10 protein-coding genes and 1 pseudogene are annotated in these 11,005 nt (G+C 71.3%); 1 reads left to right on the forward strand and 10 read right to left on the reverse strand.

Annotated elements, in window-relative coordinates:
• The 10 genes and pseudogenes from BJQ95_RS15275 to glmS all read right to left on the reverse strand — a co-directional run bounded on the left by BJQ95_RS15275 (position 1) and on the right by glmS (position 9,761).
• Complete coding sequence (locus BJQ95_RS15275) at positions 1-501, reverse strand: DUF4190 domain-containing protein (protein WP_130176253.1); 501 nt, start codon at positions 499-501, stop codon at positions 1-3.
• Between the two features lie 67 nt (positions 502-568).
• Complete coding sequence (locus BJQ95_RS15280) at positions 569-1,270, reverse strand: DUF4190 domain-containing protein (RefSeq protein ID WP_256041408.1); 702 nt, start codon at positions 1,268-1,270, stop codon at positions 569-571.
• A gap of 132 nt (positions 1,271-1,402) precedes the next feature.
• Positions 1,403-1,828: a DUF4190 domain-containing protein gene (locus tag BJQ95_RS15285; protein WP_256041409.1), complete on the reverse strand. Its 426-nt coding sequence runs from the start codon at positions 1,826-1,828 to the stop codon at positions 1,403-1,405.
• Positions 1,829-1,992: 164 nt separating this feature from the next.
• Positions 1,993-3,042: a tRNA (adenosine(37)-N6)-threonylcarbamoyltransferase complex transferase subunit TsaD gene (gene tsaD, locus BJQ95_RS15290; RefSeq protein ID WP_130177836.1), complete on the reverse strand. Its 1,050-nt coding sequence runs from the start codon at positions 3,040-3,042 to the stop codon at positions 1,993-1,995.
• A gap of 297 nt (positions 3,043-3,339) precedes the next feature.
• Positions 3,340-3,723: pseudogene (locus tag BJQ95_RS15295) on the reverse strand (GNAT family N-acetyltransferase); the annotation flags it as partial.
• The gene (gene tsaB / locus BJQ95_RS15300) at positions 3,723-4,358 is read right to left on the reverse strand and encodes a tRNA (adenosine(37)-N6)-threonylcarbamoyltransferase complex dimerization subunit type 1 TsaB (protein WP_256041410.1); all 636 of its coding nucleotides are present in this window, start codon (positions 4,356-4,358) and stop codon (positions 3,723-3,725) included. The gene tsaB and the pseudogene BJQ95_RS15295, both read right to left, overlap by 1 nt.
• 285 nt (positions 4,359-4,643) lie before the next feature.
• Positions 4,644-5,447 carry a sulfite exporter TauE/SafE family protein gene (locus BJQ95_RS15305; protein WP_256041411.1) on the reverse strand — a complete coding sequence of 268 codons (804 nt, stop codon included), beginning with the start codon at positions 5,445-5,447 and terminating at the stop codon, positions 4,644-4,646.
• Complete coding sequence (alr, locus tag BJQ95_RS15310) at positions 5,444-7,441, reverse strand: alanine racemase (protein WP_256041412.1); 1,998 nt, start codon at positions 7,439-7,441, stop codon at positions 5,444-5,446. The genes BJQ95_RS15305 and alr overlap by 4 nt, the downstream gene beginning before the upstream one ends.
• Positions 7,438-7,794 carry a holo-ACP synthase gene (locus tag BJQ95_RS15315; RefSeq protein ID WP_130175893.1) on the reverse strand — a complete coding sequence of 119 codons (357 nt, stop codon included), beginning with the start codon at positions 7,792-7,794 and terminating at the stop codon, positions 7,438-7,440. Before BJQ95_RS15315 ends, alr begins: the two co-directional genes overlap by 4 nt.
• 116 nt (positions 7,795-7,910) lie before the next feature.
• Positions 7,911-9,761 (reverse strand): glutamine--fructose-6-phosphate transaminase (isomerizing), encoded by a 1,851-nt coding sequence (glmS, locus tag BJQ95_RS15320; protein ID WP_130175894.1) that lies wholly within the window; start codon positions 9,759-9,761, stop codon positions 7,911-7,913.
• A gap of 33 nt (positions 9,762-9,794) precedes the next feature.
• Here glmS and coaA point away from each other — a divergent pair, with 33 nt between their 5' ends.
• Entirely contained in the window at positions 9,795-10,751 is a 957-nt protein-coding gene (gene coaA, locus BJQ95_RS15325; protein WP_130175895.1) for a type I pantothenate kinase, read from the forward strand.
• Positions 10,752-11,005 lie beyond the last annotated feature (254 nt).

The raw sequence follows: 11,005 nt of genomic DNA on the forward strand, positions 1-11,005 counted from the left end.
TCAGCCGTAGTAGGCGGGCAGCATGCGGGTGATCACGACAAACCAGAGCACGCCCATCAGGATGCCCGCCAGACCGCTGACCAAGCCGACGATCCAGAGCCCGCCGGCGCGGCGCTCCACGAACCGGGCGACCAGCGCCAGCACCACCGCGGCGATGCTGAGGGGCACCCCCCAGATCACGACAATGCCCGCCAGAACGCCGAGCAGCCCGCAGACAGCGGCGGCGACGCTGAGGCCGCGCCGGGCCAGGTGGGTCTGGATCTCCCCGGTGGTGTACACGTACGGCACCCACTCGGTCGGCGCGGTGATCGTGGACTCGTACGCGAGTTCGCCGGCGACCGGCGGCCGGGTCAGGTCTGGCAGATGCCCCGGGGCAGAGCGCAGTTCGGCGGCCCGAGCCTCCGCGGCCCGCGTTTGGGCACGCGAGAGTGCAGGCACCCCGGCGGGCGGGTGCGGTTGCTCCCGCTCGGCCCGGGTGTCGGGCTGCCCGGACTGGGACATAGGTGGAACTCGTTTCTCGTCTCGGCCGGGACGGCCCTGCCGACGGGATCAGCCGCCGGTGCGTGGGTCAGTAGTTGTAATTGTTCATCGGGACGCTTGCGAAGACCAGCGCCCACAGCAGAATACTCAGAAGTGCCAGTGCGATGCCAACGAAGCCGGTGATGATGCCCGTCAGCCAGAAGCCCTTGCCGTTGGGTTCCTTGTTGCGGGCGATGAAGCCGAGCACCACAGCGGCGGCCGGCAGGATGATGGCGAGGATGCCGCCGAAAATCGGGAAGAAGGCAACCGGGGAGCCGAGGATACCGATGACACCGGCGACCAGCGACAGGATGCTCAGGATCGGCTGTTTCGCCACCGGAGGCATCCCGGGTTGGTAGTAACCGGCGGCCGGGCTGCCGGACGGCGGCGGGGTGCCGTAGCCGGGCTGCGGGGAGCCGGGCTGCACCGAGCCGGGCTGCACCGAGCCGGGCTGCGGTGCACCGTAGGGCGGCGGGGCGGGCTGGCCCGTGGCCGGCGCACCGTAGGCGGGCGGCGGCGGGGTCGGCTGGCCGGCCGGGCTCACAGGAGGCGTCGGCTGGCCGACCGGGCTCCCCGGCGGGGTGGGCGGACCGGCGCCCGGGGTGGGATCGCCGGCGGGGCTGCCCGGGCGTTCCGGCGGGTCGCCGGCCGCGCTGTCCTGAGGGAAGTCGGGGACCTGAGGAACGTCGGGGACCTGAGGCACATCGGGCACCTGGGGCACCTCGGGATGTGGGGTGTTCGGATCTGTCATGACCGGTCATTCCTTTCCTGTGGATACCTGGTGTTCCTCGCTCCCGGCAACCCGGCCGCCGTGTGGGCGACCGGGCTGACCGGTGAACGTGGTCTGCCGAGCTCTGAGGCCGAGCCGTGGAGGCCGACCTGCTTAGTACGTGACGTACGTGCCGTCGTTGATCCCGGCGATGGTCGCCAGGATGACGACGACGATGAAGATGAGGCCGCTGATCAAGCCGAGGTAGCCCAGCACGAGGCCGGCGATGGCCAGGCCGCGACCCTTCTCACCGGTCTTCTTGATCTGGCTCAGGGCGATGTGTCCGCAGATGACCGCGGCGAGCGACACGAAGAACGCGCTGACCAGGGAGATGATTGCGAGAACGTTCCACTTGTCGGCGGCGGCGGGCTGACCGTAGCCCTGCGGCGCGTAGGCCTGCGGGGCCGCGGGTGCACTGCCGTAGGCCGGGGCGGCGGGAGCGGCGCCATAGGCCGGCGGGGCGGGCGGGGCGTAGGCCGGCGGTGGGGTGGGCTCGGTCGAGTCCGGTTGGTTCGCCGGGGGCTGGTTCGGGTCGGTCATGTGGAACTCCTTCAGGTGGGTGCAGCGTAGGGCATGCGGGGGTGCTGGGTGCGATGGGGCCATAGTGGCACCCGCGCCGTGGGGGTGTCAACGTGCGGGCAGGACGCACTACCCCCCGGCCAGAGTATCGCGTCGTTCCGAGAAAAGCTTGGTGAGATGCGGTTTCAGGCCTGGATCTCCGACACCGGCAGGGTCGAGTCCGCCCCGAAAACGAGGGTGGAGGGCTCGTGCCCGGCCATGATCAGCTGCGCGCCGAGCGCCGCGATCATGGCACCGTTGTCGGTGCACAGCGACAGCGGCGGGATGCGCAGCGCGATGCCGGCCGCACAGGTACGTTCCTGGGCCACCTGGCGCAGCCGTGCGTTGGCGATCACGCCGCCGCCGAGCAGCAGCCGCGGCACCCCGAGATCGGTGCAGGCCGCGACGGCCTTGGTGAGCAGCACATCGACGACGGCTTCGCGGAAGCTCGCCGCGACGTCGTCGATCGGCACGGTCTCGCCGGCGTCGCCCTTCTGTTCCACCCAACGGGCCACCGAGGTTTTGAGGCCGGAGAAGGAGAAATCGTACCGGTGCTTGGCCACATCCTTCTGGTGGCTGAGGCCGCGGGGAAAACGGATGGCGGTGGGGTCGCCGGTCGCCGCGACCCTGTCGATCTGGGGGCCGCCGGGGTAGGGCAGGCCGAGCACCCTGGCGACCTTGTCGAAGGCTTCACCGGCGGCGTCGTCGATGGTCTCGCCCAGCAGTTCCACGTCGGAGACCAGGTCACGCACCAGCAGCAGCGAGGTATGCCCGCCGGAAACCAGCAGGGCGATGGTGGGGTATTCGAGCGGGGCATCCGTCGTGACGCCCTCACCGCGCAGCAGGTCGGCGCCCACGTGGCCGACGAGGTGGTTGACGGCGTAGATCGGCACATCCAGCGCCACCGCCAGCGCCTTGGCCGCGCCGACACCCACCATCAGCGCGCCGGCCAGGCCGGGGCCGCTGGTGACGGCGATGGCGTCGATCTCGTCGAGGCTGATCCCGGCCTCGGCGAGCGCGGCGTGGATGGCCGGCACCATCTCCTCCAGGTGGGCGCGGGCGGCGACCTCGGGCACGACGCCGCCGTAGCGGGCGTGTTCGTCCATGGAGGAGGCGATGGTGTTAGAGAGCAGGGTGGTACCGCGCACGATGCCGATGCCGGTCTCGTCGCAGGAGGTTTCGATGCCGAGCACCAGCGGGTCGGTGCGGTTGAGCGGGCGGGCCGGGGCGGCGGATGCGGCGGGGGCGGGTTCGTCAGCAGCCTCGACAGCCGCGGACGCGACGGGTTCGGCGGCGAGGACCGCGGCGGGGTCGGCGGCCAGGACCGTGGCCGGGTTGGCGGGCGCGGCGGGGTCGGCGGCCGCGGCCGGGTCGCTGGCGGGCGCGGCGGCATCCGCGGTGAACTGCATCTCGGCGGGCGGAATGGGCAGGCGCATCACGATGGCATCCACGTTGTCTGGTTGGTAGTAGCCCCGGCGCACGCCGAGGTCTTCGAAGCCGAGCGCGCGGTAGAGGTGCTGGGCGCCGGGGTTGTCGGCGCGCACCTCGAGGAACGTTTCGCGGGCGCCGCGTTTGCGGGCCTCGGTGATCAGGCTGAGCATGAGCACCCGGCCGAGGCCCCGGCCCCGGGCCTCTTCGGCCACGGCGATGGTCTGGACGTCGCTCTCCGGCGACCGCTGGGCGGCCTGCAGTCCGGCGTAGGCGACGATGTGCTCGGGCGCGTCCGGCGGGAAGGCGACCAGGTAGTAGCAGCCGGGGTCGGCGACGTCGCGGGCCATCATCTCGGTGGACCAGGCGTCGCTTTCGAAGATGGAGGTTTCCAGGGCCATGATCGCGTCGACGTCGGCGGCGGTGGCGCGGCGCAGCTGCCAGGTCATCAGCTCACCCGCTTGGGGCCGTTTTTGGACACCGTGACGTCGGGTGAGCGCAGGTAGAGCGCCTCGTCGGCAGCGAACGGGCGGCCGGCCGCGAAGGCGAGCTCGGCGACCATGCCGAGGTCGCCGGCGGAGATGGTGGCGGCGTCGAGGCGGGGCAGGCCGGCGTGCACGAAGTCGGCCTCGAGCAGCTCGGCCGGTTTGGCCAGGGCGGGGGCGCCGAGACGCTCCGGCAGTCCCGCGGCATCCGCCCCGCTGTAGGCGGACCAGTAGACCTCGCGGCGGCGGGCGTCGGTGACCACGAGCAGCGGGCCGGTATGGCCGGTGCGGTAGTGGCCGTAGGCGATGGCGTCGTGGCTGACCACGGGAACCAGCGGCCGATCGATGCCGAGGGCGAAGACCCGGGCGGCGGCGATGCCGACGCGCAGGCCGGTGAACGGGCCGGGGCCCATGCCGCCGACAACGCCGGAGAGCGCCGAGACGGGGATGCCGGCCTCGGTGAGGCACTCCTGGATGAGGCGGCCGACCACCTCGGCGTGGCGCATGGTGTCGGCGACGCCGCGTTCGGCGATCACGCCCTGGGTCAGGTCGACGACGGCGACGCTGGTGCCGGCGGAGGTATCGATGGCGAGGAGCACCCGTCCAGCCTATTCGGCCCCGGGCCATGCGCCCGCCGCGCGGGCCCGTCCGCCAACCCGCCCGCCAACCCCGCCCGCCCGCATCCGCCCGCCCGGGGTCGCCCTCGCCCGCCCTGTCCTTCACAACTGTTTCCACTCCGGACAAATGGTCCCGGCACACCGGGTGCAATTGTCCGCATCGGGAACAGCTAGCGCAGGAACGGGCGCCGGCGGGGGCGGAGACGGGGCGCGGACGGGGCAGGGGCGCGGAACGGGGCAGGGGCGAGGACGGCGGGGCGAGCGGCGCTAGGGACGCTTGGTGCGCAGGGCCCGCACGGTGAGCTGGGCGGCGGCGAGCCCGAGCAGCACGGCGAAGAGGATGCTGGACAGCCGTGGCGGGATCAGCACCGCCAGCGCCACCCCGGGCACCGCCGCGATCGTGGCGGCGACGCCCACCACAAGGCCGGCCGGCAGGTCAACGAGCCGGGCGCGGGCGTTCGCGATGGTGCCGACGATGCTCGTGGGCACCAGCACCAGCAGCGAGGTGCCCTTGGCGATGAGGTCGCTCACGCCGAACACCGCCACGAGCGCCGGCACCGCGATCACTCCCCCGCCGATGCCGAACAGCCCGGATGCCACACCCATCGCCAGGCCCAGCGCCAGATAGCCGAGCACCACGATCAGGCTCGGCTCGAGGGCGGCGCCGCGATCCGGTTCCACGATGAGCATGCGCACGGCCACAACGACCAGCAGCGCGATGAAGAGCCAACGCAGCCAGAACAACGGGATGCGCCGCAACAGGTTCGTGCCGATCACCGATCCCACCACCGCCCCGGCGGCGATGATCGCACCGGCAACCAGGTCGATGTGGCCGTTGACCAGGTAGGCGAGTGAGCCCACGATCGAGGTGGGCACGATGGCCGCGAGCGACGTCGTGGAGGCCCGGCGCTGGTCCATGCGGGCCAGCGAGATGAGCAGCGGCACCATCACGATGCCGCCGCCGACCCCGAACAGGCCGGAGAGCAGTCCGCCGATGAAGCCGGTCACGACGAGGGCGGTCCAGTACCAGGCTCGGGTGGGGCGGGAATCCCCCGGGCCGGATGAGGTCATTCGAGTCCCCGGTCGGCACCGGCGGGGCCGGGAGGGCCGGAAGAGTCGGGAGGGCCGGAAGAGTCGGGAGGGCCGGAAGAGTCGGCAGGGCCGGCAGGGCCAGAAGAGTCGGCAGGGCCGGGCGAGTCGGCAGGGCCGGCGGGGCCAGAAGAGTCGGCAGGGCCGGGCAGCGAATCGAAGGTACCGCCTGCGGGGAGGCCGGGGCCGGCCTGCCAGCGTGGCCCGTGGCCGGTAACCGTCACCGTGCGCGGTTCCGGCAGGTCCAGGGCGGCTGCGTCATCGACGTCGGCGGCCGGGTCAGCCTGGGACGCCCCGACGGGACGCTCGATTTCCACGTCCAGCCAGGACTCGGTGATCCCGTCGAGCAGGCCGCGGCCCCACTCCACCACCACGATCGAGCGGGCGAAGTCGATGTCGAGGTCGTCGAGTTCCATGGCGCCGCTCAGCCTGTAGGCATCCACGTGCACCAGCGGCGGCCCGCCGACGGTGCTCGGATGCGTGCGGGCGAGCACAAAGGTGGGGCTGGTGACCGCGCCGCGCACACGCAACCCCTCACCGAGGCCGCGAGTGAAGGTGGTCTTGCCGGCGCCGAGCGGGCCGGTGAGCACCATCAGGTCACCGGCGCGCAACAGTCCGGCCAGCTCGAGTCCGAACGCGTGCATGGTGTCGGGGTCGGCGATGATCCGGCGCATCCCGGCTACGCCTCCGGGCTCTCGGCCGGATCCGCACCGGGGACGCCGGGCGAGTCGGAGACGTCGGAGTCGCCGGGCGTCGGGTGCGTCGGGTGCGTCAAAGGCGTCCGAGACGTCGGCGCCGCGTGCGCCGGGTGCGCCGGGTGCGCCGGGGACGCCCGGTGCGCCGACAGCACCGTTCTCCGGCACAGCGCCGACATAGCGGCGGGGCACCCGGGCGCCCACCCGGGTGACGATGTCGTAGTTGATGGTGCCGGCCGCCGCGCCCCACTCGGCGGCGGTGGGCACACCGGCCGCGGCGTCGCCGAACATCACGACGACGTCGCCGACGGTGACGGGATCCGAGTCCACGTCGACGACGAACTGGTCCATGGCGACCCGGCCCACCACCGGATACTGGGTGCCGTTGATGGCCACCCTGGCGGTGTTCAGGGCCTGCCGGGGCACCCCGTCGGCGTAGCCCAGCGGCACCAGGGCGAGGGTGGTGTCGGCGGGGGCGCGCCACAGGTAGTCGTAGGAGACGCCCGCGCCGGCGGTGACCTGTCGCACGGCGGCGACCCGGCCGCGCAGGGTCATGGCGGCGGTGAGGCCGAGGGCGGCGGCATCCTCATCGTCGAACGGGGACTGCCCGTAGATCCCGATGCCCAGTCGAACCATGTTGTACCGGGCGGCCGGCAGCCGCAGCGCGGCGGCCGTGGAGGCCAGGTGGGCGAGGTCCACGGTGAGGCCGGCGGCCGCCGCGGCGGCCAGGCCGCGGTCGAAGCTGGCGATGGCGGCGAGGTCGTCCTCCGCCGAGGTGTTGGCCAGGTGGCTGAACACGCCGCGCACGCGTAGCCGGCCGACCCGTTCGAACGCGGCGGCCAGGCCCAGCACCTCGGCCCAGTCCGCCTCGTCGACGCCGTTGCGGTTGAGGCCGGTCTCCAGTTTGATCTGCACGAAGGCCGAACGGCCCAGCACGGTGGCGGCCTCCGCGACCTGGCGCACCTGCAGCGCCGACGACAGGCCGAGGTCGACGCCGTCGGCGATGGCGGCGGCGAAGTCGGCGTCGGGGCCGTGCAGCCAGGCCAGCAGGGGCGCGTCGATGCCGGCGGCACGCAGGGCCAGGGCCTCGCTGATGTCGGCGACGCCGAGCCAGTTGGCTCCACCGGCGAGCGCGGCTCGGGCCACCGGCGCTGCACCGTGGCCGTACCCGTTGGCCTTGACCACGGCCATGGTGTGCCGGGTGCCGATCAGGCTGCGCAGGCGCGCCACGTTGGACTGCACGGCGGCCAGGTCGATGACGGCCTCACGGAAGTCGGTCATGCGTCTCCCTCCAAAACCACGAACGCGCAGGCAACACCGGCGTCGTGGGTGAGGCTGAGGTGTGCGCTGGTGATGCCGCGGGCGACCAGCGCCGCCTGCAACACCCCGGTGAGGGCGAAGGACGGGTTGCCGTGCGAGTCCGAGATCACTTCCATCTCCTGCCAGCTGGCTCCCGCGCTGTCACCGAGGGCTTTGATCAGGGCCTCCTTGGCGGCGAACCTGGCCGCCAGGGAGTGTGTCGGCAGGGCGCGCTCAGCCGGCGCGAACAGCCTCGTCACCAGCCCGGGCGTGCGAGCCACCTGCCGGTCGAAGCGTGCCAGGTCGACGATGTCGACCCCGATGCCCTTGATCATGCTCTGCTCGATCCCTGTCTGCCGGTTCGCACGGAATGCCCAGGTCTCGGGCGGCGTCGCGAGGCGATGACGCGGCGAGCCCTGGGCATCCGTGGCCTGATTCGTCTGCGGCCGGGTTATTCGACCGTGACGGACTTCGCCAGGTTGCGCGGCTGGTCGACGTCGAGGCCCTTGGCGGTGGCCAGCTCGATGGCGAACATCTGCAGCGGCACCACGGCGAGCAGCGGCTCGAACAGGGGCCCGGCGAGCGGGATGTGGAACACGGTGTCGGCGAACGGCAGCACCGCCGCGTCGCCCTGCTCGGCGATCGCGATGATGCGGGCGCCGCGGGCGCGGATCTCCTGGATGTTGGAGACCACCTTGGGGTGCAGGTGCGCGGAGCCGCGCGGGCTCGGCACCACGACGAAGACCGGCTGGCCGGGCTCGATCAGCGCGATCGGGCCGTGCTTGAGCTCGCCCGCGGCGAAGCCCTCGGCGTGGATGTAGGCGAGTTCCTTGAGCTTGAGCGCACCCTCGAGCGCGATCGGGAAGCCGACGTGGCGGCCGAGGAAGAGCACGGCGCGCGAGTCGGTCATCCATACCGCGAGCTGTCGCACGGCGTCGCCCTGCAGCAGGGTGGTGGCGATCTTCTCCGGGATGGCCTGCAGTTCGACAACCTGCTCGGCCAGTTCGTCCAGCGACAGGGTGCCCCGCACCCGGGCCAGGTGCAGCGCGAAGAGGTACAGCGCGGCGATCTGGCCGGTGAAGCCCTTCGTCGATGCGACGGCGACCTCGGGGCCGGCGTGGGTGTAGATCACGGCGTCGGATTCGCGTGGGATGGTGGCGCCCTGGGTGTTGCAGATCGAGATGGCCTTGGCGCCGGCCTCGCGGGCGTACTTCACGGCCATCAGGGTGTCCATGGTCTCGCCGGACTGGCTGATCGAGATCACCAAGGTATCCGCGGTGAGCACCGGGTCGCGGTAGCGGAACTCGTGGCTGAGTTCGACATCCACGGGCACCTTGGCCCACTTCTCGATGGCGTACTTGGCGGTCTGACCGGCGTAGGCGGCGGTACCGCAAGCCACGATCACGATGCGGCGGATGTCGGCGAGCACGTCGTCGCCGAAGGCCTCGAGTTCGGGCACCACGGCCTGGCCGTCGTGGATGCGGCCGCGCAGGGTGTTGGTGACGGCATCCGGCTGCTCGGAGATCTCCTTGGCCATGAAGCTGGACCAGCCGCCCTTTTCACTGGCGGAGGCGTCCCAGGCGATGTCGAATTCTTCGACCTCGACGGGAGCGCCGAAGAAGTCGGTGACGGTGACGAGGTCCGGCGTGATGGTCACGATCTGGTCCTGGCCGATCGCGACGGCCCGGCGGGTGTACTCCACGAACGCGGCAACGTCGGAGCCGAGGAAGTTCTCGCCGTCGCCCAGGCCGATCACCAGCGGAGAGTTGCGGCGGGCGCCGACGACGACGCCGGGCTGGTCCTGGTGCACGGCGAGCAGCGTGAACGCGCCGTCCAGGCGCGCGACGACGGTGCGGAACGCTTCACCAAGGTCGCCGAGGCGCTGGTATTCGCGGCCGAGCAGCACCGCGGCCACCTCGGTGTCGGTTTCGCTCTCGAAGACGTAGCCCTCCGCGAGGAGCTCGTCCTTCAGCGGCGAGAAGTTCTCGATGATGCCGTTGTGGATCAGGGCGAGCTTGCCGTTGTCGCCCAGGTGCGGGTGCGCGTTCTGGTCGGTGGGACCACCGTGGGTGGCCCACCGGGTGTGTCCGATGCCGGTGCGCCCGTTGTTGATCGGGTGCGCCTCGAGCTCGGCGGCGAGCACGGCGAGCTTGCCGGCGCGCTTGGCGGTGTTGAGCACACCGGCATCGTCGATCACCGCGATTCCCGCAGAGTCGTAGCCCCGGTACTCAAGTCGACGCAACCCTCCCATGAGGACCTCGACGCTTTTGTTATCTCCGACATATCCCACGATTCCGCACATGGCCCTGATTTTAGTCGCACTATGCTTGGGTCGATGTCCGAGCCGGTGGTGAGCCCCAGTAACAACGGTCACAGCACCCCCTTCGTGGAGCTCGACCGTGCTGTGTGGGCATCGCTTGCACCCTCCACCCGGCTGCCGTTGCGGGAGACCGAAGTGGTGCAGCTGCGCGGCCTGGGCGAGCCGCTCGACATCAACGAGGTGTCGGATGTCTACCTGCCGCTGAGCAGGCTGCTCAACCTGTATGCCGCGGGGGCCCGCAAGTTGCACCGCGACACCAGCGACTTCCTGGGCGAACGCGCCCAGCGCACCCCGTTCGTGATCGGCGTGGCCGGCTCCGTCGCCGTGGGCAAGTCCACCATCGCCCGGCTGCTGCGGGAGCTGCTGGCCCGCTGGGAAGACACCCCCCGGGTGGAACTGGTCACCACCGACGGCTTCCTCTTTCCCAACGCCGAACTGGCCCGCCGCGGCCTGATGGAGCGCAAGGGTTTCCCGGAGGCCTACGACCGGCGGGCACTGCTGCGCTTCGTCAGCGCCATCAAGAGCGGCGCCGCCGAGGTGCGCGCCCCGTTCTACTCGCACCTGAACTACGACATCGTGCCAGACGCGCAGGTCGTCGTGCGTCAGCCGGACATCCTCATCGTCGAGGGTCTGAACGTGCTGCAGCCTCCCGCGCCCGGCCACGGCCTCGCGGTGAGCGACCTGTTCGACTTCACCATCTACGTGGATGCGCGCACCGCCGACATCTCGCGCTGGTACGAGGAGCGGTTCCTGCGCCTGCAGCGCGGCGCGTTCACCAACCCGAAGTCGTTCTTCCACCGTTTCGCCTCCCTCAGCGAAGACGAGGCCCGGGCCCGCGCCCGCACCATCTGGGGCACCATCAACGAGCCCAACCTGCTGCAGAACATCCGCCCCACCCGGTCGCGGGCCACTCTGGTCCTGCGTAAGGCCTCCGACCACACCGTCGACAAGGTGCTGCTGCGCAAGGTCTGACCGGCGGCCTGCGCACGGGATCTCGACGAGCTCGATCAACGCGGGACCGGGATACTCAGGCCGACGCACGGGATCTCGACGAGCTCGATCAACGTGGGACCGGGATACTCAGGCCGGCGCACGGGATCTCGACGAGCTCGATCAACGTGGGACGAGCTCGATCAACGTGGGACCGGGATACTCATTGCAAACGCTTGCACTACGCCCCCGCACGGGGGTAGCCTCTGACCGTTGTGTTTATTGCGCCGTCCGGC

The sequence above is a fragment of the Cryobacterium sp. SO1 genome, assembly GCF_004210215.2.
In the GTDB taxonomy this organism is placed as follows: domain Bacteria; phylum Actinomycetota; class Actinomycetes; order Actinomycetales; family Microbacteriaceae; genus Cryobacterium.